22 protein-coding genes are annotated in these 24,988 nt (G+C 46.9%); 1 reads left to right on the top strand and 21 read right to left on the bottom strand.

The window, feature by feature from the left end; genetic code table 11:
- Nucleotides 1-39: 39 nt before the first annotated feature.
- The 19 genes from MCG98_RS08290 to MCG98_RS08200 all read right to left on the bottom strand — a co-directional run bounded on the left by MCG98_RS08290 (nt 40) and on the right by MCG98_RS08200 (nt 20,413).
- Nucleotides 40-1,296, bottom strand: coding sequence for a uroporphyrinogen decarboxylase family protein (locus MCG98_RS08290; RefSeq protein ID WP_240301551.1), 1,257 nt, complete (start codon nt 1,294-1,296; stop codon nt 40-42).
- A 15-nt stretch (nt 1,297-1,311) separates the two neighbouring features.
- Nucleotides 1,312-2,475: a multiple monosaccharide ABC transporter permease gene (mmsB, locus tag MCG98_RS08285; protein WP_240301550.1), complete on the bottom strand. Its 1,164-nt coding sequence runs from the start codon at nt 2,473-2,475 to the stop codon at nt 1,312-1,314.
- Nucleotides 2,468-4,015: a multiple monosaccharide ABC transporter ATP-binding protein gene (gene mmsA, locus MCG98_RS08280; protein ID WP_240301549.1), complete on the bottom strand. Its 1,548-nt coding sequence runs from the start codon at nt 4,013-4,015 to the stop codon at nt 2,468-2,470. The genes mmsB and mmsA overlap by 8 nt, the downstream gene beginning before the upstream one ends.
- Nucleotides 4,016-4,050: 35 nt before the next feature.
- Entirely contained in the window at nt 4,051-5,208 is a 1,158-nt protein-coding gene (gene chvE / locus MCG98_RS08275; RefSeq protein ID WP_240301548.1) for a multiple monosaccharide ABC transporter substrate-binding protein, read from the bottom strand.
- Between the two features lie 79 nt (nt 5,209-5,287).
- Nucleotides 5,288-6,337 carry an aldose 1-epimerase family protein gene (locus tag MCG98_RS08270; RefSeq protein ID WP_240301547.1) on the bottom strand — a complete coding sequence of 350 codons (1,050 nt, stop codon included), beginning with the start codon at nt 6,335-6,337 and terminating at the stop codon, nt 5,288-5,290.
- Nucleotide 6,338: 1 nt separating this feature from the next.
- Nucleotides 6,339-7,238 (bottom strand): sugar phosphate isomerase/epimerase, encoded by a 900-nt coding sequence (locus tag MCG98_RS08265; protein WP_240301546.1) that lies wholly within the window; start codon nt 7,236-7,238, stop codon nt 6,339-6,341.
- 15 nt (nt 7,239-7,253) lie between these two features.
- Nucleotides 7,254-8,357 (bottom strand): Gfo/Idh/MocA family oxidoreductase, encoded by a 1,104-nt coding sequence (locus MCG98_RS08260; RefSeq protein ID WP_240301545.1) that lies wholly within the window; start codon nt 8,355-8,357, stop codon nt 7,254-7,256.
- A 231-nt stretch (nt 8,358-8,588) separates the two neighbouring features.
- Nucleotides 8,589-8,831, bottom strand: coding sequence for a hypothetical protein (locus MCG98_RS08255; protein WP_240301544.1), 243 nt, complete (start codon nt 8,829-8,831; stop codon nt 8,589-8,591).
- Nucleotides 8,832-8,905: 74 nt separating this feature from the next.
- Entirely contained in the window at nt 8,906-9,745 is an 840-nt protein-coding gene (locus MCG98_RS08250) for a DegV family protein (protein ID WP_240301543.1), read from the bottom strand.
- Between the two features lie 195 nt (nt 9,746-9,940).
- On the bottom strand, nt 9,941-11,320 hold the full coding sequence (locus MCG98_RS08245; protein WP_240301542.1) for a citrate/2-methylcitrate synthase: 1,380 nt from the start codon (nt 11,318-11,320) through the stop codon (nt 9,941-9,943).
- A 193-nt stretch (nt 11,321-11,513) separates the two neighbouring features.
- Nucleotides 11,514-12,632, bottom strand: coding sequence for an N-acetylglucosamine-6-phosphate deacetylase (nagA, locus tag MCG98_RS08240; RefSeq protein ID WP_240301541.1), 1,119 nt, complete (start codon nt 12,630-12,632; stop codon nt 11,514-11,516).
- 16 nt (nt 12,633-12,648) lie between these two features.
- Nucleotides 12,649-13,383: a glucosamine-6-phosphate deaminase gene (nagB, locus tag MCG98_RS08235; protein WP_240301540.1), complete on the bottom strand. Its 735-nt coding sequence runs from the start codon at nt 13,381-13,383 to the stop codon at nt 12,649-12,651.
- Between the two features lie 28 nt (nt 13,384-13,411).
- On the bottom strand, nt 13,412-14,320 hold the full coding sequence (locus MCG98_RS08230) for a MurR/RpiR family transcriptional regulator (RefSeq protein WP_345891634.1): 909 nt from the start codon (nt 14,318-14,320) through the stop codon (nt 13,412-13,414).
- On the bottom strand, nt 14,250-15,137 hold the full coding sequence (locus MCG98_RS08225) for an ROK family protein (protein WP_240301539.1): 888 nt from the start codon (nt 15,135-15,137) through the stop codon (nt 14,250-14,252). Before MCG98_RS08225 ends, MCG98_RS08230 begins: the two co-directional genes overlap by 71 nt.
- A 73-nt stretch (nt 15,138-15,210) precedes the next feature.
- A complete protein-coding gene (locus MCG98_RS08220) occupies nt 15,211-15,663 on the bottom strand; it encodes a YhcH/YjgK/YiaL family protein (protein WP_240301538.1) in 453 nt (150 codons plus the stop codon).
- A 3-nt stretch (nt 15,664-15,666) separates the two neighbouring features.
- The gene (locus tag MCG98_RS08215) at nt 15,667-17,187 is read right to left on the bottom strand and encodes a sodium:solute symporter (protein WP_240301537.1); all 1,521 of its coding nucleotides are present in this window, start codon (nt 17,185-17,187) and stop codon (nt 15,667-15,669) included.
- Between the two features lie 22 nt (nt 17,188-17,209).
- Nucleotides 17,210-18,130: a dihydrodipicolinate synthase family protein gene (locus MCG98_RS08210; RefSeq protein ID WP_240301536.1), complete on the bottom strand. Its 921-nt coding sequence runs from the start codon at nt 18,128-18,130 to the stop codon at nt 17,210-17,212.
- Between the two features lie 15 nt (nt 18,131-18,145).
- On the bottom strand, nt 18,146-18,841 hold the full coding sequence (locus MCG98_RS08205) for an N-acetylmannosamine-6-phosphate 2-epimerase (protein WP_240301535.1): 696 nt from the start codon (nt 18,839-18,841) through the stop codon (nt 18,146-18,148).
- A 219-nt stretch (nt 18,842-19,060) separates the two neighbouring features.
- The gene (locus MCG98_RS08200) at nt 19,061-20,413 is read right to left on the bottom strand and encodes an MATE family efflux transporter (RefSeq protein WP_240301534.1); all 1,353 of its coding nucleotides are present in this window, start codon (nt 20,411-20,413) and stop codon (nt 19,061-19,063) included.
- Between the two features lie 100 nt (nt 20,414-20,513).
- Here MCG98_RS08200 and MCG98_RS08195 point away from each other — a divergent pair, with 100 nt between their 5' ends.
- Nucleotides 20,514-21,326 (top strand): MerR family transcriptional regulator, encoded by an 813-nt coding sequence (locus MCG98_RS08195; protein ID WP_240301533.1) that lies wholly within the window; start codon nt 20,514-20,516, stop codon nt 21,324-21,326.
- A gap of 13 nt (nt 21,327-21,339) precedes the next feature.
- Here the strand turns inward: MCG98_RS08195 and MCG98_RS08190 are convergent, their stop codons facing one another.
- Together MCG98_RS08190 and MCG98_RS08185 are read right to left on the bottom strand one after the other, a co-directional pair.
- Nucleotides 21,340-23,175, bottom strand: coding sequence for an ABC transporter ATP-binding protein (locus MCG98_RS08190; protein WP_240301532.1), 1,836 nt, complete (start codon nt 23,173-23,175; stop codon nt 21,340-21,342).
- Nucleotides 23,165-24,931, bottom strand: coding sequence for an ABC transporter ATP-binding protein (locus MCG98_RS08185; protein WP_240301531.1), 1,767 nt, complete (start codon nt 24,929-24,931; stop codon nt 23,165-23,167). Before MCG98_RS08185 ends, MCG98_RS08190 begins: the two co-directional genes overlap by 11 nt.
- Nucleotides 24,932-24,988 lie beyond the last annotated feature (57 nt).

Here is a 24,988-nt window from a genome sequence, read left to right as displayed (position 1 = left end):
AAGCGCAATCTTCACCTGCGGCAATACGCTGCTCCCAGCTTATTCACCGTTATATCTTCGTATCGCATCTACCATCGCCACAACATTTTCAACAGGTACCTGCGGCTGAAGATTATGTATCGTATTAAATACAAAACCTCCGCCCCTGTTAAATGTATTGCAGCATGCGAGCACTTCCTCATAGACCTGATCAGGGGTTCCGAACGGCAGTGTCTTCTGGGTATCCACACCTCCGCCCCAGAAAGTGATCTGACTGCCGTATGTATCTTTAAGCGCATCCCTGTCCATATTCTTTGCTGTCCACTGCACCGGATTTAAAATGTCAAATCCCGCTTCAATCAGTTCCGGAATCAGTGTGAAAATACTTCCGCAGCAATGTTTGAATGTCTTCCATATCGTATTTTCATGAATCCAGTCATTCACTCTTTTATAGTAGGGTTTATAAACGTCCCGGAATACATCATTGGAACAAAACGGTCCGTTCTGAGTACCAAAATCCGCACCGCAGATATATGCCACCTGTATTGAATCCCCCAGTACATCATGCATTTTCTTTAAATTCTCGATCGCATAATTGGCTTCGTACTCAAAAATCTCGTGCAGGATCTCCGGTCTCGATACAATGGAGATATACCATTCTGCGACATCCCGGATTCCTTTCGGCTGTCTCAGCTGAGGTCCAGGGACAAGAGCTATATCACCGAACGCCGTCCCACCCAAATTGCCCATAATGACATCGGAAGAGTTCTCAAAGAGGGGTCTCTGAACTCTCAGCCATTCCAGATCTTCTTCAGAAACCGGTCCGAACTCTTCCAGGTTATCCCTGATATCATAGTCATCCTCGTCAAACTCCGGAGCCCGCATGATATTGTCAAAGAAGAAACCGCCTTTCGGCATACAGCCTGCCGGCGGATAATTCATATCGCCGCATGCGTAGATGAAGGTATCACCCTTCTCGTTGGACGAAGTCATGAAGTCTTTGGCGACAAGTACTTCCTGCCCCCACGGAGTTTTCCATTCTTTGAATTCATCAGTCTGCCGGAACCCGAACATTGTTCCGGCTCCCCAAAGGGGTGTCGTCTGAATCCCCATTGCCTCTTTCAGATCATCGTCGAGTGCAGCCAGCAGCTGAACCGGCTCCTGAATCCTGATCATACGTTTCTCGAGCCCGTAATATTCTCTGAGCTTTTCCACCACTGTACAGTGTATTCCAGTGGTCGGCATCCCCCCCAGGTCAAATAATACAGGACCTTCCTCATGGTTTACCGCCAGTTTTAATTTTTCTTTTCCTGTCATATTTTGTTCCGCTCCTTATTTTTTCTTTGACTGGTTCATAATATCGAATACGACCGCCGCAAGCAGTACCAGGCCTTTGATCGCTTTCTGCCAGTCAGTTCCCACGCCTATAATGGACATTCCATTATTCAGCACACCCATTACAAGTCCGCCGACGATAGCTCCCGTGATCTTGCCGACGCCCCCTGAAGCAGATGCGCCTCCGATATAACAGGCCGCTATGGCATCCAGCTCAAAGCCATCACCCGCCGTCGGGTTTGCACAGTTGATTCTCGCTGAATAAACGATTCCCGCAAATGCTGCCAAAACTCCCATGTTCACAAATGTCAGAAATTTTACCCGTTTCGTATTGATACCGGACAATTCTGTTGCTCTTTCGTTTCCTCCCAATGCATAGATATGCCTTCCCAGAACTGTCTTCTGGGTAATAAAAGAGTAAATAAACGTCAGAATCCCCAGGATCACAAGAATCACCGGAATGCCTTTAAATCTCGTAAACCAGTAAGTAGCAACTGCGATAAGCCCGGCCATCACGACAAGCTTCACAACAAACAGCGGTGTCCCGGGAACCTGAAAACCATATTTTATCTCACGTTTTCTGCGTGTGATCTCAGTGGCAACGTAAGCTATCAGCAGCAGCAGCCCAATCAGGATCGTTGTAGAATGAATGTCTGTCATGCCTCCGATATCCGGGACATAGGCCTGCGCAATATACTGATAGGAGTCCGGATACGGTCCGATCGTCTTGCCCTGTGTGATGACCAGCGTGAGTCCGCGAAAGAGCAGCATGCCTGCCAGCGTTGCTATAAATGCCGGAACCCTTACATAGGCAACCCAGAATCCATGCCATACACCGATCAGGGCCCCTACCAGAAGTCCCGCCAGAATCCCCACGAAAACCGGCTTTGCGCTGCTTCCGACAAGCAGTGTGCTCGTGACGGCTCCTACCAGAGCTACCACGGAACCTACGGATAAGTCAATATCTCCGGTCAGGATGATCGGCAGCATACCAATGGTCAGAATCAGAATATACCCATTCTGCATCAAAAGCTTTGATATGTTCATCGGTGCCAGAAGCACCCCTTTGGTCAGCACCTGAAATAACACGGTGATGACGACCAGTGCGATCACCATTCCATATTTCTTAAAATCCAACCGGATTTTTTTCTGTTCATTCATCCTGGTTCCTCCTGTCACTTCGTACGATTGATTTCATGATCTTCTCCTGGCTGGCCTCTTCTCTGGAAAACTCTCCCACCATGCTTCCCTCTTTCATGACATAAATCCGGTCACTGATTCCAAGCACTTCCGGAAGCTCCGAAGAAATTACCAGGATACATTTTCCCTGTCCCGCCAGCTCATTGATAATATTATATATCTCATACTTTGCGCCTACATCGATTCCTCTGGTTGGCTCATCCAGGATCAGCAGGTCCGGATGGGAAAGAATCCATCTTGCGAGCAGCACCTTCTGTTGATTTCCCCCCGACAGATTGTTGGTAGTCTGCATGATGCCGGGCGCCTTGACCGCCAGTTTTTCGAAATATTCTTCCGCCACTTTTACTTCTTCATTCTCGTTGATAATACCTTTTTGTGACATCTGTTCCAGATTCGGCAGCGTAATATTATTTTTAATGCTGTCGTGAAGCAGAAGCCCCAGCGCTTTTCTGTCTTCCGTCAGATAGGCAATTCCATGTTTAATAGCCGCAGCAACTGTCCCGACATCGATTTCTTTTCCGTTCTTGAACACTTTGCCCTGTATTTTTCCTCCGAAACTATGCCCAAAGATACTCATGGCAAACTCGGTGCGGCCGGCCCCCATAAGCCCTGCTATCCCCACCACTTCGCCTTTTTTAATATTGATATTCACTTTGTCAATGCATACTTTATCTTTGTAATCCTCGGAACAAACCGTCCAGTCACGTACTTCAAAAAGTATTTCACCAATCCTGCAGTCCCGGTCCGGATACAGATTCGTCAGTTCCCTGCCGACCATCCCCCGGATAATGCGGTCTTCTGTAATATCATCCGTCCGGGCACACAGTGTTTCCACGGTGCTTCCATCCCTGAGGACCGTAATGTCATCAGCCACCCTGGTAACCTCCGACAGTTTATGGGAAATAATGATTCCGGTCATGCCAAGTTCCTGCTTCAGTCGGATGATCAGGTCCAGAAGCCGCCGGCTCTCCTCATCATTCAGTGCGGCTGTCGGCTCATCCAGTATCAGCAGCCTGACGTCTTTTGACAACGCTTTTGCAATCTCCACCAGCTGTTGTTTTCCCACACCGATCTGATTGATCAATGTCTCCGGCTTTTCTTTTAAACCCACAGTCTCCATCAGCTTCTGTGCTTCATATCTGCACTGCTGCCAGTTGATCACGCCTTTTTTTGCCTGCTCATTGCCCATAAAGATATTCTCCATAATGGACAACTGTGGAATCAGTGCAAGCTCCTGATGAATGATCACGATTCCCTTTTTCTCACTTTCCCTGATCCCTTTAAACCGGCACTCGCTCCCGTCGAATATGATGTTCCCCTCATAGGAACCGTGCGGGTATACTCCGCTCAACACCTTCATGAGGGTGGATTTCCCGGCGCCGTTCTCTCCGACCAGTGCATGTATCGTGTTGTCTCTGACTTTAATATTGACATTGTCAAGCGCACGCACACCGGGAAATTCTTTCACAATATCCTGCATTTCCAATATAATCTGTTCCATCGTGTACTCCCTCATACAGCCAGACGGCTGTCCTTTTACTGCAAATCCGCCTCTGTATAATAGCCGGAATCCATCAGCACTTCCTGATAGTTGTCCTTCGTCACGATCAGTGGTTCCAGCGCATATGCCGGTACTACTTTTGAGCCGTTGTCGTAGGTCGTCGTATCATTGTATTCTGGTTCCCCCCCTTCGATAAATGTCCTGGCCATATTTGCCACTACCTCAGCCAGTGCCCTTGTATCTTTAAATACCGACATGGACTGTTCTCCGGCTACGATTGCTTTAACATTTGCAACATCACAGTCCTGTCCTGTGATGATCGGGAAAGGCAGATCGCCGCTTCCGTATCCTGCAGATTTCAGAGCCGACTGTGCACCGAGTGACGTAGAATCGTTGGAACAGAGTACCGCATCCAGCTTTTCTGTCGTGTAAAATGCCGTCAGAATATTATCCATCCTGGCCTGTGCCACGTCTGTCTGCCATGCATCCGTCGCGCACTGCTCTCTCGTCGTCTGTCCTGACTGCACCACCAGTTTCCCACTGTCGATATACGGCTGCAGGACTTCCATCGCACCGCCCAGGAAATACGCTGCATTATCATCATCCAGAGAACCTGCAACAATCTCCAGATTAAAGGATTCGTCCGTATTTTCCAGATCCAGCTGATCCACAATGTACTGTCCCTGGAGTGCACCTACTTTACTGTTGTCGAATGTTCCGACGCAGTCCACATCCTCCGTATCAGTAATGAATCTGTCATGTGCGATAACTTTCACACCCTGTTCATGTGCCTCCGAGAGCACCGCTGAGAGGGAACTCCCGTCAACAGGTGCGATGATCAGTACTTTTGCCTGCTTGGTGATCATATTTTCAATCTGGGATACCTGCTGCTGCACTTCATTGTCCGCATACTGAAGGTCGACCTCATAACCCATCTCCGTCAGATACTTCTGAAGATTTTCACCATCCTGATTCCAGCGCTGCAGAGACTGTGTCGGCATTGCGACGCCGACCACTGTTCCTGATGTATCCCCTCCGGCATCCGCAGTGTCACCTGTTTTGGCATCATCCGCCTCCGCCCCTTGTTTACTGCCATTAGCCGACGTATCGGCTGTATCGGAACCTCCGCATCCTGCCAGAATGCCGACACACATCGCTCCTGTCAAACAGAGTGCTGCAATTTTTTTCATCATGATTTTTTCTCCTTTAATAAAATATCGTTTCATAAAACGTTTCATTCAATTGTAAAAAATAATAAACTCAGACTGCCTGTTATTGGACCGACTTTAATTCATTTGCCTCGTTTGCTGCAGCATCAAGCTCATCCTCGCCTTCCAGGATACTGACTGTGAGCCTGATGACCTCCTGTTCAAACGGTCGTATCATGTGAAGCCGGCTTCCTTCTCTGATCCGTCCATATACACCGGAATTTGTAGGTTCAAGCCCCATGACGTAATCTCCTGCCGCCAGAGACTTCCACTGTACAAATGCGGGCAGATACCGTTTGTTGAACGTAATTTTCACTCCCAGACCCAGCTCCCTGTTAATCATACAGGCAAACGTATTTCCCTGTCTGTCCGCCGCCAGCTCATGAAGATACACCCGCTCCGGCTCATTCTCGGCTGCATCCTCCATGATGTTCCACAGATGAGCATCCTTTTCTGCAGCCCTGTCTCTGGGGACTGCTTTCTGGGAAGGCAGGACTACTTCACATCCGGGCTGAAGAAATGGATAACCGATATTAAAATGGTACAGGATCATCATCGGCTCTTCGCGAAATGATGTGTTTTCAATTTTATCGGTTATGGTAAAACTCCGCTCTTTGTATACTGTCTCTATCTTCCTTGAAAGTGTAAGGTTATGTCCGAACAGCTTCGCCTCCCGCATGGTGCCCTGCACACAGATTTTGTAGTCCTCACCTTCCCAGTACGCATCTGCTCCTGTGTACTCTGCCGGAACTGAGCGTATCCTCCCGTGCATGGGGTAATAGTTTTCTTCTTCACTGCAGGGAAGGCATGTGTTCTCCAATCCACACGTAAAAAGCATTCCGCCCATCAGGCTTGCAGTTCCTTCTTCTCCATGGGTATCATAGTCCATCCTTCCGATCAAGCCCTGCTTTGCCAGAAAAGAAAGGTTGATCCCCTTGTACGAACATTCACTGATATCCATACATTTGTCCGGAAGCACCTGGAGTCTGAGGTGATCGTTTTTTATTTCATATGCCCGCATCCCCCCGGCCCTTCCCTCCGAAAAGACCAGGGGTCTGACGAATGCTGCCTGCTGTATGCTCCCGACTTTTCTTAACAGTTCTTTTTTCTTCATCTCACGCTCCGACGTCCTTTAAGATACCATCTACGTATTTCTTGGCTCTTGGTATATCATCTTCATCCAGATGTTCAATGATAAGCGGAATATTCGGATGATGTTTCTTCAGTCTCTCGATATAGAGCGGATAATTCAGTACTCCGAGACCTGCTGCCGGCAGTTCAACTGCTCCGGCACCGCGGAAACTGTTGTGTTCCGCAGATCCTCCGCCGAATTTTTCGCCGGTGTTTTGTGCCCGTCTGCAGTCTTTCGCATGTGCAATCTTAATTTTGTCATCCAGTACATGGAAGATCTTCTCAATCGTCGGGTCCACATTGTCAATATTGGAATCGTCAAAATAATTTGTCGGGTCCAGCATCAGCCCGATTCCCGGGTGGTTGATCTCCTGCAGGAGACGTGCCGTCTGGTCTACAGAACCGACAATATTGTTCACATAGTTTTCAATCAGGAAAACTGCATCGTGGTCGTATGCAAACTTTGCCAGTTCAAGTGCAATTTCTTTAAATTCCTGATATGCTTCCTCTGTTGAATTTATCGGGTCATACAGCCAGTCACTCTCCACGTTATAGGTACCCGTCTCGCTGACAACGTAAGGTGTTCCAAATTCCCTTGCAAACTTCAGAATCTCTTTCACATATTCGATGTTTTTCTTTCTCTTATCCTGATCCGGATGTGTCAGGTTCGTGTATGCTGAGATTGCCGTGATCGGCAGATTCGCATCGCGGAATGCGTCCCGCACCTGATTGGCCTTTTCTCTGGTGATGTTGCCCTGTGACAGATCAAAATCTTTAAATTCCAGATCGAGCTGAACACAACTCATCCCATGTTTTTTTGCTTTCTGGATCGTTCCCTCCAGAGTATCCGGGTAATATCCTGTAAAAATCCCCACTGAAATCATACCTTCTCCTCCTCCTTACAATGAAATGTCTATCTCTGAAAATTTAACAGTCCGCTCTTCCATAATGGACCGGTAGCACGCCTCAACGCAGGCCATACTGCGCAGATTGTCCGCACCGCTGATCTTTGGCTCCTCATCATTTTCAACAGCCACAAGCAGCTGTGCCATTGTTCCCCTGAAGGCATCCGGAAACCACTGCAGATCCCATTCGGGGCGGATCCACTGGTTTGGAAACGTCTTGCAGGTAAATTCCATCTTACTGGGAACTCCGGGATCGTAACACCACCCGATATAACCCTGTGCCATTCCGTCCAGACCTTCCACCCTCCATTTAATGTAGATATCCTTTTCTGTCTCTTCTCCCTGCCAGGCCCACACGTCGTCAAGGCTGGTCGCCATCATCTCGTCCGCATACTGGAACGTATACTGACTGATGCCGTCCAGATGTTCAAAAGCAGTCCTTGGATCATGTCTTGTGACAGCAGTAATCTTCTCCGGATCTCCAAACAGATATCGGAAAGCATCAATATGGTGAATTCCCATATTCAGAATCTCAATATGGTCATACGCCTCAAGAAATGTCTGCCAGTGCGGGATCGCCCTCATATCAATGGTAGCAAGGACAGGTTTCCCCAGGTAGCCGGCCTCCAGTACACTTTTTAAAGCTCTGATGGACTGGTCATACCGCATATTGGAATTTACACCCAGTTTTACCCCGGCGTCCCGGCAAATCCTTACAATCTCTTTTGCCTCCCGAAGGTTCATCGCCAGCGGTTTCTGGCACAGGATGCCCTTTATATGAGGTCTGGTGACCGCATATCGTACCACCTCCAGCTGACAGTCCGGCGGAATCGCAATGTCCAGGATTTCAACCTGTTCATCATCCACAAGCATTTTCCAGCTGTCATACACATTCGGAATCCGGTACTGACCGGCAACCTCCAGACATCGCTCCCTGTTTCTCGCAGCAATTGCATACGGAAAAAAACCTGCGTCGGTATATGCTTTTAAGTGACAGTTCTGAACAATCGCCCCTGAACCAATGATGCCGATTCTGTAATCCATCCTTTTCGGATACTCTGATTCAATTCTGTACTCAATTCCATATTTATCCTTCATTCTTATCCTCCTTTCATGAATATTATTTCATGTAACGTTTCATATCCTGATATTAACACTGTTATGCAAATATTACAATACTTTCCGTAAAAAATATTATTTTTTGCTATATTGACCAAAATTCCTTTTATATTTTAGGGTAAAAATTATAACACCAGGTTCTCCATACAAAAAAAGGACTGTTCCTGTTAAGAACCAGTCCTGATATTCTTATGATCTGCTGTATTGCCTTTACTGCCCCAAACCATTGATATAATCGTCTACAGCCGTTGTATCCATCGTATACTCTACCGCCGGTTTTCCGGAAGGATCTGCTGCTTTTTGATAAATAGACCAGCCAAACCAGCCAACCAGTGCCACAGCCACAACAATAGCTGCTGTATATTCCAGTCTGCGGATACGTTTTTCTTTTTTCAAAATCTTATCTTTATTTGCCTTATAATTTTTATAACGGTCAACTTTTTCCTGACTCATGCATTCCTCTCCTTCACTCACAGATGTAAAAACAGTATAGCACAATTCCCTCTGTCTGCAAAGTGTTAAAATAATCAGATCACAACGATCACACCACCGTCATTTGCATACATCGAGCTCAGGCCTCGGGTATCCAGAATCACTGTATCTTTTACCTTCATACGCGCCATAATTCCTTCTTTTACAATCTCTGCACGTTCCGCACAGTTGCAATGAGATATCGCAAGCACACGGTTCGCACTGTCTGCAGTACGTTCCGCCACATAATCCACCATCTTAACCAGGGCCTTATTAATGCCTCTTGCCTGATCAAGCTGACAGATCGTTCCCTCATCAGTTGCTCCCATAACCGGTTTGATCTTAAGAGCAGATGCTACAAACGCTTTGACCAGACTCAGGCGTCCGTTTTTACGGAGTGTATCCAGATTTTCCAATACAAAAAATGTATTCTGGCTGGCAATATAAGCCTCTACCGCCTGTACGATCTCTTCGAATTCCATTCCTGCCTCTTCACACTCTGCAATCTTCAGCGCGATCAATGTCTCTCCGATAGACGCGCTTCGGGAATTGAACACGTAGATCTTCTGATCCGGCTTCTCCTCCAGCAGAAGATCCCGTCCCAGCATCGCACTGTTAAAAGAGCCGCTCAGTTCTGCCGACAGAGTCACCGCATAGACATGTCTGGCACCGCAGTCAAACGCCCTTCGGAAACTCTCAGGCGACGGACAGGAAGATTTTGGACAGTTTGGTGAGTCCGCTACTTTCCTTAAAAAATCCGCCTGTACAAACGTCTCATCGTCAACAATGGATTCGCCATCCACGTCCAGGATCAACGGAACCGATTCAAAACGGGGATCCGCTTTCATCTCCTCCGTAAATTCACCGCTGCTGTCCACTACTATTTTAAAATCCATATCTCCTCTTTCCTCCGGTTACTATTATATCTGTATTATCGAAATTCATTCTTATTTCCACTTAATGTAGTATTCAATACTATATTATACTAACACAGATATGCTGCTTTGAAAAGAGGTATTTTATGCTTTCTAAAAGCTGCACAAAAGGGACTGCACAAAACAAAGTGACAGTCCCTTTCACATATATCATAATTATCTTTCGTCGATATCCTCAAATTGTTTATGTGTTCCCACATATTTGTAAGCCGGGCGAATAATTTTCCCCTGATTTACCAGCTCTTCCAGGCGGTGTGCACACCATCCGGAGATACGGGCAATTGCAAAGATAGGAGTAAACAGTTCTCTCGGGATACCAAGCATGGTATACACGAATCCACTGTAAAAGTCGACATTCGCACAAACAGGCTTGAACAGCTTTCTCTTGTTCATGATCAGCTCACCGGCATTCTTCTCAACCAGCTCATACAGCGCAAACTGTTCCATCAGGCCCTTTTCCTTTGCAAGACTTCTTGCATATTCCTTCAGGATCACACATCTCGGATCAGACTCCGTATAAACGGCATGTCCCATTCCATAGATAAGCCCGCTGTTATCAAATGCCTTTTTGTCCAGAATATCATTCAGGTATGTGCGGATTTTGGCTTCATCCGTCCAGTTCGGACAGTTTTCCATAATGTTTGCAAACATATCCTGAACTTTCAGGTTAGCACCGCCGTGACGCGGTCCTTTCAGTGAACCGATGGATGCAGCGATCGCTGAATATGTATCTGTTCCCGTCGAAGTCACAACATGTGTTGTAAATGTCGAGTTGTTACCGCCGCCGTGCTCAGTGTGCAGAACCAGCGCGATATCCAGAACTTTTGCCTCCAGCTCCGTATACTTTCCATCCTCACGCAGCATGTGGAGAATGTTCTCTGCAACAGACAGTCCACGCTCAGGATTGCGAATCAGCAGATTCTTGTCGAGACGGAAATGCTGGAATGCATGAAACGAATACACTGCGATCAGCGGCATTTTTCCGATCAGCTCCAGAGACTGGCGCAGAACATTTGGAATTGAAATATCATCCGGATTATCATCATAGCTGTACAGTGTCAGGATACAACGCTGCATTGCATTCATGATATTGGCATTGGATGCCTTCATGATGACGTCACGGATAAAACGTCCGGAAAGATCCTGCATGTCAAACAGAATGTCCATGAATTTTTCCATCTGAGTTCTGTTCGGAAGCTCCCCAAACATCAGGAGATACGTCACTTCTTCAAATCCAAATCTGCGTTTCTCATAGCTCTTTACCAGATCCATCACATCATATCCCTGGTAATACAGGCGTCCGTCACTTGGAATCTTACGCCCGTCCACCGTATCGTATGCACAGACATCGGAGATCTCCGTCAGACCTGTTAAAACACCCTTACCATTTGAATCACGAAGTCCTCTCTTCACGTCATACTCTGCATACAGATCCAGATTAATTTTTCCTGAGATCATACAGTACTTTAACAGCTCTTCAAAATCCTTGTCCTGTTCGATCTTCATAGTATTGGAATCAGAATGATTTGTGCTCATTTATTACTTCCTCCTTCTTGTAATATTAAAAGAACACCAATTGCGATTAACTTCGTAATCAGTGTCCTTTTTAGCTCTGTAGCTTATTATAGCGGAAAAGTATTTTGATTTCAACTAATTTTTAACAATCTATCAAAAATTAGTATTAAAATTAGTATTTTCGACGTATATTACGATAAAATACCCCTTCAATTCAGCGTTTTACCGATATCCCATCGATATATACATCCACAATCTCCAATTCCCGGTCCAGCAGAATCAAATCTGCTGCCTTACCCGGCGTGATACTTCCACAGGATCCATAGATGCCAATCTGCTTAGCCGGATTCATGGTGGCAGCGCCTATCACATCCTCCAGCGGGATGTTCATCTCCTTCACAGCTGTCCTGACACATGACATAAGATCTGTGACAGAACCGGCAATGGTTCCATCAGAAAGTACCGCTTTGCTGCCGGTGACAGATACTTTTTGACCGCCCAGCGTATATGTGCCGTCCGTAAGCCCTGCAGCCCGCATACTGTCGCTGATCATTATGATTCTTTCAGCTCCAAACATCGCAAACGCAGCACGCACTGCGGCAGGATGAATATGCACACCGTCACAGATCAGCTCCACGCAGCAGTCCGGATTGTCAAATGCTGCACCGATGACCCCCGGTTCCCGGTGTGAAAGCGGAGGCATCGCATTGAACATATGCGTAACGTGTGACGCACCATTTACAAAAGCCTGTCCTGCTGTATCATAATTTGCTTCCGTATGGGCAATAGAGACCACAACTTCATCTTTCACCTCCCGGATAAATTCCATTGCGCCTTCACACTCCGGTGCAATATCCACAAGGCGGATCAGTCCCCCGGAAGCTTTTTCAAGCTTCCGGAACATTCCGATGTCACACGTACGTATATATCTGGCGTTCTGCGCTCCCTTTTTCTTCGTGTTGATAAAAGGACCCTCCATATTGATACCGACAAGTTTGGCACCGTCTCCCCGGTAAGATGCAGCCGTTTCCATGATATGCAGCAGTTCCTCCTCAGGAAGTGTCATGGTCGCCGGACAGATGGATGTGACGCCAACGGATGCTTCATATGCGGCAATTCTGGCAATTGCTTCTGTACTGCCATCACAGAAATCAGCCCCGTCACAGCCGTGAAAATGGATGTCGACAAGCCCGGGTACTGCATAACAGCCCTGACCGTCCACCGTCTCATGCTCTCCCCGTTCATCAGCGGAGAACCTGCCGTTTTCGATTACCAGATTTCCTTCTTTGAATTTTCTGTCTTCGCCATATATAAGTACGTTCTTAAGAATCATCGGTATCCTCCTGATACTATCCGGTTATGATTTTTGACATTGCCGCCTTATCCGCAACGACTGTTACATCACGATGCATCTGCAGAACAGATGCCGGTACCTTCGGTGTCACTTCACCGAAAAATGCTTTTTTCACAATATCAGCCTTATCTTCTCCGCTTACAACCACCAGGACCTTTTTCGCACGCATGATGGTCCCTATCCCCATCGTATACGCCTGTCTCGGCACGTCATCTGCAGATGCAAAGAAGCGTTTGTTTGCCTCAATGGTACTCTCCTGCAAATCCACACAGTTCGTCTCCAATGCGAAAAATTCAGCCGGCTCATTGAAACCGATATGTCCGTTATGTCCAAGACCAAGCAGCTGCAGATCGACACCGCCCATAGATTTAATCACGTCCTCATAACGGCGGCATTCTTTGTCACTGTCCGGCTCCGTGCCGTCCGGAAGATGGGTGTTGTTCAGATCAATATTAACGTGACTGAACAGATTATCGTGCATGAAATAGTAGTAGCTCTGGTCATTCTCTCTGTCGAGTCCCTTGTACTCATCCAGATTCACCGTTTTGATTTCTTTAAAGTCCAGATCCCCTTCGTTATACCATTTCACCAGATTCTGATAAGTGCCGATCGGCGTGGAGCCGGTCGCAAGCCCCAGTACGCTGTCGGGTTTCAGTATGATCTGTGATGCAATGATGTGAGCCGCCTTTTGGCTCATCTCCTGATAGTCATTTGTCGTATAAATTTTCATAAATCCCTCCAAAATTGGTTTTACTATATTATATGGGTTTATCCTCTCCGCGCAGTGCTTTTAATGTATCATCGTGCAGCATTTCTTTTTCATATTTATCCAGGTTCACATAATACGAATACAGGATATCGATCATCACAAGTATCGGAAACTGGGGTGAAATGACATTTCCATGGTTCAGATGGGCAAGTGATGGCAGCAGAACCACCTCGTCGCAGTAATTTGAAAACTCGTCTTTATTCGTCGCAGTCAGCAGCACAGTACGCGCGTGCCGTTTGTGGCCTTCCCTCAGAAGATACCGCACGGCCTCATTCTCACCGCTGATACTGATACCGATGATCATACACTTTTCATTCTGAAACACGGAACGCATTCGGATCACATCCGGATCGTTTATAGTATCAATATCCACGCCGATGCGCATAAAGCGCAGTTCCATTTCCTTGGCAGCAAGTCCCGAACTTCCCAGGCCGCTCACAAATACTCTGGATGCCTTTGCCATATAGCTACACACTCTCGCAATCTGTGATTCATCCTCCAGATTGTATGTTTTGTTCAAAAGCTCCTGATACGTGTTCAGAACTGTCCTTGTATTTCCAGCCATTGCTTCTGTCCGCTCTGCAAAGCCTTCCTCATACTGATAGATAAATTCCCGGTAACCTCTGTAACCACATTTTTTGGCAAAACGTGACAGAGAAGCCTCCGATACAAACAGATGCTCAGATATGGCCCGTGCAGAAAAATCCATCTTTGTCCGGTTTTTAATAAAAAAATCGGCAATATTACGCTCCACTGTCGTGAGCTTCTCATAGTTTGATTCGATGACAGGAATCACTGTTTTTGCATAAACTTCCATCCTCTGATCCTCATCTGCACTGTCTCTGTTTAAAGTTATAAAATGCCCCCAGCATTCCCGCATCATTTCTGTGTCTGGCAAACGCCAGCTCCGTATGTTCTTCAATACTTGCTACCAGATATTTTTTCAATGCCTTCCGGACTTTCTCCTTCAGATAATCTTCCTGCGTCATAATGCCGCCTCCCAGCACTACAATCTCCGGATTCATGACATAACAGATATTCGCGATTCCCTTTCCCAGCACATCCGCCAGCTCATCGATTGCCAGAATACAGTCTTTGTCTCCCTGTTTTGCGGCTTCAAAGATGCGGTATCCATTCCACTTCCCTGAAGTGTCCTGCTTTTTCTGTGCCACCTTTTTGCTCAGAATACTGCTGGCTCCAAGCGTCTGAAAATCACTGCCATCCATTTTCATGTAGCCAACCTCACAGGCACTGCCGGACGCACCGTGAAAAATTTTTCCATCCAGAATGATCGCCCCGCCGATTCCGGTGCCTACCGTCAGGCAGACTGCATATCTTTTCCCGCGTGCGGCCCCGGAAATGCTCTCCGCAAGTCCTGCACACTTAACATCATTTTCCACCTCACATGGTATCCCGAATTTCTTTTCCATGGTACTTTTAAAATTCGTACCTGCATAATCTGGAATCAACGGAGCCGCATGGAAAATCTCTCCCTTATCTCTGTCTACCATGCCGGCAGTGGAAATACAGATACCCGCAGGACGGTATGCATCCAGGTACTGCTGTACAATCCCCACGGCTTTTTCCAGAATGGCGGCTCCGCCTTCCTGCGCCCTGGTCTCCATCTTATCTTTCTCAGCAAAAGTTCCGTTTTCATCCAGAACCCCGTATTTGACAGCCGTTCCCCCGATGTCGATGCTTACATAATACTTCAACACTGATCCCCCTTTCTCTCTTTTTGATGACTGCCACAAAAGACAAACCTCTTGGTTTGCCTTTCGGTGACAGTTACTGGATTTTCACCTTGAAAATTGCTTTTTTAACAGTCTGCGGTTCTCCCGTTTGAATACCCGTCATATGGCCGTCAGATGGGAAACAGATCAGAAAGTCTTCTGCCTGCAGCACTGCATGACCGGCTGCTCTGCCTTCCAGCGGAAGAAAATCATCTTCCGGCACAAATTCTCCCTGTTTCATATTCTGGATAAAATTAAGATCAATCCGTTCTTCTCCGCGCAGCATGATATGAACATCCAGATACTGCCTGTGCGCTTCAAAAAAGCGCTGTTCCCTTTCCTGCGTTCTGTATTCTACAATATTAACATATAGGTTGTCTTTGTCAATCTCATGTCGCCCCGTATCATACGAAATCAGGTCATGCTGTTTTGCATAAGCAAAACAGGATTTGATATTACCCACCAGAAAATCATATTCTGAAAGCTGATGCAGATTTCCAAATATCATCGGTTATGCCTCCTCTTTCTTTTTGCCAATTCCGTAAATGGTCGTTTTCTCATCCGGCTGCTCCTTATTTCCTGTAACCGCTCTGTGGATATAGCTGACAATCAGGCCGACTACAACAGAGATTCCGATCGTGATCAGTGAGTAGGACCAGATGGAAACTTCCGGCTGTGTATATTTAACCCAAATGATGATAACTGCAGAAACTCCAAATGCCACATACGCACCCAAAGTCGTCGCCACTTTTGTAAACGCCCCAAGAACGAAAGTTCCGCCCAGCACCCCGAGTACCAGCCCCATAAAACCATTGAACCATTCGTATGCAGACTTAATTTCACCGTTTGCAAGCACCATGGAGATCAGGATCGCAACGATACCGACACCCAGGGATACAAACTGCGCTATCCTTGTCTGCAGCTTAAAGCTCATCTCCTTTTTGGAGAGGCGTTCCTGGATATCCAGGGTCCAGCTTGTCGCCACGGAATTCAGACCAGTCGACAGTGTGGACTGGGAAGCCGCGTAAATAGCTGCCAGCAGAACTCCTGTGATACCGACGGGAAGCTGATATGCGATAAATGATGCGAAGATCTGGTCCTGCTGTACCGTCTGGGCAAGGTCCGGGTTCTGTCCGTAGAATACATACAGGCCTGTTCCGATCAGGTAAAATACAGTCGCAATAAAAATGGAGAGTGCACCGTTCGTCAGCATCATTTTATTCAGTTTTTTCGTATCCGTGGTCGTAGTAAAGCGCTGAACGATATCCTGGCTGGAGATGTAGGAAGAACACGTGTTGAGTCCTGCTCCTACAACTATAATGAATACGCTGTTCTTCAGGAAATTCCAGTCAAAGATAGCCTCATCGCCTCCCAGGAATTTTCCTGCTGTAAAAGACTCAAAGATGGCACCCATTCCGCCGTCAATATGGAAAATCAAAAAGACAAGCGCGAAGGTAACTCCAATCAGCAGCACAGAACCCTGGATAAAATCCGTCCAGAGTACGGACTTCAGGCCACCCGTGTAGGAGTAAATGATCGCAATCACCCCCATCACAATGATCAGAATATTGACATTGATACCCGTCAGATTCGCCAGCACCATGGAAGGAAGATACATGATGATAGACATTCTTCCAATCTGATAGATAATGAACATCACTGCTCCCAGTACACGGAGTCCCTTGCTGTGAAACCGCAGTTCAAGATAATGGTAAGCGGTATCAATATCCAGCTTACTGTAGATCGGCAGGAAAAAACGAATGGTCAGCGGTATTGCGATCAGCATTCCCAGCTGTGCAAACCACAGGATCCACGTACCCCCGTAGGAATTCCCCGCCAGTGACAGAAACGAAATAGGACTCAGCAGTGTCGCAAAAATGGAAACCGACGTTACCCACCAGGGAATCGTTCCGTCCCCTTTAAAAAACTCTTTGCCCTTCATCTCCTTCTTCGAGAAGTGAAGGCCGGCGAACAGAACAGCCGCCAGATATACAACTAAAATCACCAAATCAATGGTTGTAAAACCCTTCATCCCAACACCCTCCTGTATACAATTAACCGCAGAATTTACCGACTGCTTTTTTGATCATGTCTGCCGCTTCTCTTACTGTTGCCATATCTGCGTCAATTAATGCAGGAAGCGGTTCCCGCACACTTCCAAGTTCAATGCCTTCATTTATGCGGAGAATCTCTTTGATCACCCCATACATGTTTCCATGGCAGGAGCACATTTTAAATATGATTTCATTTGCCGCATACTGCACTTCCATCGCTTCACTCATCTGTCCCGTGCGAACCAGTTCATCAATCTTCAGATAGAGTTCTGGCATCGCTCCGTAGGTGCCCCCGATCCCGCCTTCTGCGCCTATCGCAAGACCACTCACCAGCTGTTCATCCGGACCGTTGAATACAACGAAGTCCTCGCCGCCCTCCGCCTTAAACATCTGAATATCCAAAACTGGCATGGAAGAGTTTTTCACTCCGATCACCCTTGGATTTTTCCTCATCTCGGCAAACAGGCTCATCGTCAGTGCGACTCCCGCCAGCTGCGGTATATTGTAAATAATAAAATCAGTATCAGGCGCAGCTTCACTGATTGTATTCCAGTATTCAGCAATCGCATACTCCGGAAGCCTGAAATAGATGGGAGGAATCGCAGCTATGGCATCCACGCCCAGACTCTCCGCATGACGCGCCAGCTCTGTGCTGTCTTTCGTATTGTTGCATGCCACATGCGCGATGACTGTTAGCTTTCCATCCGCAGCCGCCATCACATTTTCCAGTACCGTCTTGCGGTCCTGTACGCTCTGGTAAATGCATTCGCCGGATGATCCGTTCACATAGACACCTTTCACACCTTTTTCCACAAAATATTTCGTCAGGTTCTGAACGCCTTCCGGACTGATATTCCCTTCACTGTCATAGCACGCATAAAATGCCGGTATGATTCCTTTGTATTTTTTCAACTCTGCCATTGTGATATCTCCTCTCTATCGCACTTGCTGAAGTGCCTCTGCAAAATTTCTGGTAATAAGCTGCGGTCTCGTGATAATCGACCCAACTACAACACTGAACGCCCCGAGCTCGATCACCCGTCTGGCTTTTTCCGGTGTATTAATATTTCCTTCCGCGATCACCGGATGTTTTACCTGTCCTACAATGCTCCGGATGATCTCAAAATCATTTTCTTCAATTTTAAGACCTTCACTCTGTCTGGTGTAACCGACAAGCGTCGTTCCGATAAAATCAAATCCCAGCGCGTCTGCATGGAGCGCTTCCTCTACGGTGGAACAATCCGCCATCAGCAGCTGATTCGGATACCTGTCTTTGATTTCTCTGAAAAATGCATCCAGAGACTGTCCGCCCGGACGCAGGCTGATCGTCGCATCAACCGCAATGATCTCCGGACATACTTCCATCAGTTCGTCAATTTCCCTGACCGTAGGGGTGATATAGATGTCACTGTCCTCGTAATCCCGCTTCACGATACCGATAATGGGCAGATCTACCTGTCTCTTGATCTCCGCAATATCCTCTTTGGTATTCGCGCGGATGCCGTACGCTCCTCCTTCCTGAGCTGCTTTCGCCATACGTCCCATGATAAAAGAAGAATGCAGTGGTTCATGCGGCAGTGCCTGACACGATACGATCAGTTTTCCTCTCAGCTTTTCGATTCTTTCGTCCATTTGCTGCGACCTCCTCAATTTGTAATGTCAGTATAACACTTTCGTTTTTATTTTCAACTATTTGTCAAGTTTATGAAAGTACTTTCACTTCTTTTTATGTTCTCCTTATTAATGTCTATCTTCCGCTGTTTTTTTAGTAAATATGCACAATGAAATGTCGCTTCTTTCAAATGGCATACAAAAAAACCGGCCCTCAAGAATTTTGAGCGCCGGTAATGCTTAATTATCAGTTGAAAGCTTTTGTTTCCTCCGTTCCTTATTTCCAAAAAACCCACCCAGATACGTGAGCGATACCGTCAGCGTCAGAATCTCCGCCAATGGAATTGACAGCCACACTCCGTCAGTTCCCAAAAAGTACGACAACACCAGCACTGATATCACGATAAACACAAACGTCCGCAGAAATGAGATCAACGCCGATGTCCTGCCGTCCGACAGTGCGGTAAAAATTCCTGATGCCAGAATATTGATTCCGCAGAACAGATAGGCAAATGCGAACAGATAACAGCCCCGTTCTGTCAGGCTGTACACTGCCGTTCCTTTATCTACGAAGATCTGTGCGATCATCGGTGCCCCTATAAAAGCTGCCACTCCTATGATGACTGATGAAACGGTGGTAAACCGCATACAGATACGATAAATCCTTTTCAGCATATCCCGTCTTCCGGCTCCGTAATTATAGCTGAACACTGGCGCAACACCGATGCTGAAGCCAAGATACAGGGCACAGAACAGAAACTGTCCATACAGTACAACGGTGATAGCTGCCACTCCGTCTTCGCTTGCGAGACGCAGCATAATGATATTGAACAGGTAGGTCACGACCGCTGCAGACAGATTCGTCACCATCTCCGAGGAGCCGTTCAGACAACTCGCCCGCAGTGCCCTGAAGTCCAGCTTCGGCCTGACGAACCGCAACCCGTCTTTCTTGATCAGAAAATACAAAAGTCCCGTCACCGCCGGTATACACTGACCGATCCCTGTCGCCAGCGCGGCACCTGCTACCCCCATGCCAAGCGGTCCCATAAACAGATAGTCGAGCACCATATTGGCAGCTCCCGCAGCCACTGTCAGTGCCAGACCCATCCCCGGCTTTCCCGCTGTCACAAAAAATGACTGGAAAAGCATCTGCAGCATACACATCGGAGCAAAGAACAGAACCACTCTCAGATAGGTGGCGCTGTAGCCGATCTGCATATCTGTAGCTCCCAAAACCCGGCAGATCTGCTCCAGGAACACAACCCCGATGATCAGGCCTGCAATTCCTGTGATCACTCCGGTGACAATGATCATTGAAAAGTTTTCATTCGCCTCTCCGGGCTTTTTTTCGCCCAATTTTCGGGCAATAATGGCACTTCCTCCGGTGGCAAGCATTATTCCGATCGCCATCAGTATATTCACCGCCGGATACACAATATTGTTTGCAGACAGCGCCACGCTGCCGACCAGCCGCGAGATAAAAATTCCGTCTACAATTGTATACAGCGACATGAATACCATCATGATCATCGAAGGCAGTGCAAATTTCATCAATGATAAAAATTTAAAATCATGCGCAATTGTTTGTTTCATACTGTCAAACCTTTCTTTTTCTTTGCAAAATTGCTCTACATAAGGTATGATAAAGTATCGGGTAACCCAATAGTCAAGTTTTTTATCCTGGGAGGATAACATGAAGTCAAACCGCTTTCTGACAGCCGGTGAATTTGCAAAGATAACCGGGACTACCAAACACACGCTGTTCCACTATGATAAGATCGGTCTGCTTCCGCCCGACCACCGCACAGACAACGGATACCGGTATTATTCTCCGGAACAGCTTGAAACCTTTGATGTGATCTGCACACTCAGAGAGCTGGATATGCCGCTCGCCGAGATCAGGCAGTATCTGCAACATAAAAGCCCCGAACTTTTTATGAAGCTGCTTGAACAGGAGGAAGAACTGATCTCCCGCAAGATGAAGCAGCTGAAGCAGACGCGGGCACTGCTGCGCAAAAAATCTGTCCAGCTTGCATCCTATCTGGAACGCAGGCCGGAGGACCCTGAACTTCTGGAATTTCCTGAACAGTACTATATTTCATCCTACAGTAAACTTACAGACAGTACCATGATGGCTTCCGCCATCGGCAGTCTTTATGAGCACTGTGCATCCATGGATGATAAAAGCCCTTACAGCGTCGGCTACCTCCAGTACCAGTCCGTTCTCTCACAGGGTACCTATACCGACTATCATACGATTTATCTGCTGTTTGACAATCCGCCAAAACGTCTCCGTCATACGGTAAAGCCCGCCGGAACTTACCTCTGCGTCTGGCATACCGGATATTGGGATCTTATCGGGAATTCTTATCAGAAGCTGTTTGCTTTCGCTGATGCCCGCGGGCTTAAACTGGAAGGTCATTTCTTTGAGGACGCCATTCTGGACGGACTGACCGTCAGTGAGGAAGAGCTTTACGTTACACGCATCTCGGTACGTGTGGTGTAGGCAGACTCATCTTTTAAGCAACTTCAAACTGGCTGTTATAGAGCTTTGCATAAAACCCGTTTTTTTCCATCAGTTCCGTATGGCTGCCGCTTTCGATAATATCTCCGTCTTTTAACACTAATATGATATCCGCATTTCTGATAGTGGAAAGCCGGTGGGCGATGACAAACGATGTGCGTCCCTGCATCAGCTTATCCATGGCATTTTGAATCAGCACTTCTGTCCTGGTGTCAATGGAGCTGGTTGCTTCATCTAAGATCAGCATAGGGGCATTATCAATCATTGCCCGTGCAATGGTGATCTGCTGCCGCTGACCTGCGGAAAGATTGACCTTATCATTCAGGACTGTATGATAACCATTTGGGAGCGTCCGGATAAAGTGGTGCAGACCGACGGCCTCACACGCCTGTCTTAGCATTTCATCAGACACATTTTGCTTACTATATACAATATTCTCCCGGATAGTTCCCTCAAAAATCCAGGTATCCTGTAATACCATGCAGAAGAGCGAATGCACCTGCTCCCTCGTCATTTTACTGATGGGAACACCGTCGATCAAAATTTCCCCGTCATTTAGCTCATTAAAACGCATCAGCAGATTGACAAGCGTTGTCTTTCCAGCACCGGTGGGGCCGACAATTGCGATTTTCTGCCCGGGACTGGCGTTTGCAGAGAAGTTATTGATAATTATTTTGTCAGTCCCTTCGTATCCGAATTTTACATTTTTAAATTCCACGTGGCCGGTAACGGTCTGAAGATGTGTATTTTTATTCCCCTCCTCATCCATTTCTTCTGCATCCAGGAATTCAAATACACGTTCACCAGCAGCAATTGCCATCTGTAATCCTTGTGCCAATTGGGCAATCTGGGTGAGGGGCTGGGTAAAATAACGCACATATTCCAAAAAAGCTACAATTACCCCAAACGTGATATTTCCGCTTAATACTAAAGCCGCCCCCACAACAATCACTGCCACATAGCCGATATTGTCCACAAAAGTCATGACAGGCATCATCAGTCCAGAGAGAAACTGGGCCATATAAGTGCTTTTTTCCAGTTTTCTGTTCAGGCTCTTGAAGGGTTCGTACATCTGCTGCTCGCCGTTATATGCTTTCACAATGGTGTGACCCGTGTAGGTTTCTTCTATATGCCCGTTAATCCTCCCCAGGTATTTCTGCTGATTATCAAAATGCTTTTGCGAATGGTTCATAATAAGCAGCATGATGATAAAGCCAATGACAACAGACGCGATTGCCGTGACCGTCATAATCCGGTTTGTCATAAACATCATGGTCAAAGAGCCTCCAAGCATGGTTATCGATGTGACAAGCGTAGTCACGCTGTTGTTTAAATTCTGCCCTAAGGAATCCACATCGTTGGTGATACGTGAAAGAATATCTCCTGTGGTGTTTTTGTGATAAAAGCACATCGGCAGCCGGTTTATTTTCTTGCTGATGTCTGTTCGCAGTCTTTGGGAGATTCTCTGTGTAACTGTCGCCATAATCCACCCCTGCAGGGTGTTCAAAAGCGCACTCGTCAGATATAGTATAACAAGCAGCGTACCTATCTTCATAATGCCGGACATATTGATTGCTGTATCTATTCCATCCGTGATAAGATTGGTCAGTTCCTTCAGTTGTCCGGGTGCCGCCAGCGCAATCACAGTCCCTGCAACTGCGGCGATCACAGCGATGACAATAATAGCCAAATATTTTTTTGAATAGGACAGCAGCATTCTGACTGTTTTTTTCGTATTCTTTGCTTTTGGAGGGGTTCCGCCCAATCCCGAAAAGTCGGACATATCCATCCCATCCGCACTCTGATTTTTATTGTATTGTTCATGATCCATTTTCCAATTCCTCCTTTGAAAGCTGTGAATAAGCGATTTCCTTATACAGCCCGCAGTCTTTCATCAATTCCAGGTGCGTACCCATACCGGCAACCCGGCCTTCCTCTAAAACGATAATTTTATCCGCATCTTTGATCGTTCCGATCCGCTGCGCCACAATGATGACGGTCGCATCCGATGCATGGCGCTTCAGCTCCTTTTGGAGCAGTCTGTCTGTCTTATAGTCAAGGGCTGAGAAACTATCGTCAAAAATCAGGATTTCCGGATCCCTTGCAATTGCCCGTGCGATGGAAAGGCGCTGTTTTTGTCCCCCCGACAGATTAGTTCCCCCAGGTGCCACATAACTGTTATAGGAATCCTCCATCCGTTCCACAAATTCCTTGCTTTGGGCGGTAGAAATGGCAGAAACAACTGCCTTTTTAGACACTCCGCCTGTTCCGTTAGAACCAAAGGATACATTGAAGGAAACATCTCCTTTAAAAAGAACTGCCTTTTGAGAAACGTATCCGATTTTATTGCGTAAAGCGGCCTGGGTAAAATCCTTAACATTGATTCCGTCCACATAAACCCCGCCCTCTGTGGCATCGTAAAATCTCGGAATCAGGTTTATGACTGTGCTTTTCCCGCATCCTGTAGCCCCGATAAACGCAACTGTTTCGCCTTTGCCCGCCCGAAAACTGATGTCCTTTAGCACATAGTCTTCCGCATCCGGATATTTAAAGCTGACATTTTTAAATTCCACCTGTCCGGGCGTAGCCGTATGCAGACCGTCGATGGTCCCATCCTTGATCGCCGGGTCTGTTTCCAAGACCTCACAAATGCGGTGAGCAGACACGCTGGCACGCGGAATCAATATCAGAACCATAACGAGCATCATAAACGCCATGAGCAGTTGAATGGCATAAGAAGAAAATACCATCATGTCAGAAAACAGGGTGAGTCGTGTCATTACAGCTGCGGAAGAAATCAGTACAGCCCCAATCCAGTAAACAGATAGTGCCAGGCCGTTCATAATCAATTCCACAGAAGGCATCAACGCAGCCATCAGACGGTTAGAGAATAAATTTGTGTGGGTAAAAGCATCATTAATCTTTTTAAATTTTTGCTCCTGATATCCCTCTGCATTATACGCACGGACCACGTGAAGACCCGTCAGATTTTCTCTGGAAACGCGGCTTAAATCATCCGTTTGCTGCTGAAGTAATTTGAATTTGGGAATCGCCAGCGCTATCAGTACCACGGATACAGCAATCAGTGCCGCCACGGCAATTCCTGTTGCAAAGGACCACTGCCAGCTTTTGCCCGTGATTTTTACAATAGCCCATACTGCCAGAATCGGAGCTTTAATCAGTATTTGTAACCCGATCACTACCAGCATCTGAATCTGCGTGATATCGTTTGTGGTTCTCGTAATCAGACTGGGGATGGAAAAATTGTTGATTTCCTGCATTGTGAACGACTGGACCTTACGAAACAATTCCGTCCTCAGTCTGGAAGAAAGACTGGTTGCGATTCGTGCCGCCAGTCCGGCTATCATGACAGAGATCACAACGCTTCCCAGTGTGAGCAGCAGCATTCTGCCGCCCGTGAGCAGGATTTCATTCATCCTGCTTCCAGCGCTCTGGACAAGCCCGGTGATTTTTCCCATAAATTCCGGCAGGGTCAAATCCATCCACACCTGAAGGACTATCAGTCCAAGGCTTATTACCGTAAACCCCCATTCTTTCTTCGTAAGATTCTTTAATATTTTTATCAAGCGTATTCCTCCCTTCTGACACAAAAAAAGAGCCTGCGAAATGAGAAAACATTTCAT

The organism is Ruminococcus sp. OA3 (assembly GCF_022440845.1).
Lineage (GTDB): Bacteria > Bacillota > Clostridia > Lachnospirales > Lachnospiraceae > Ruminococcus_G.
Note: the sequence above shows the minus strand (reverse complement) of the source record. Positions and strands in the feature narration are given on the sequence as shown.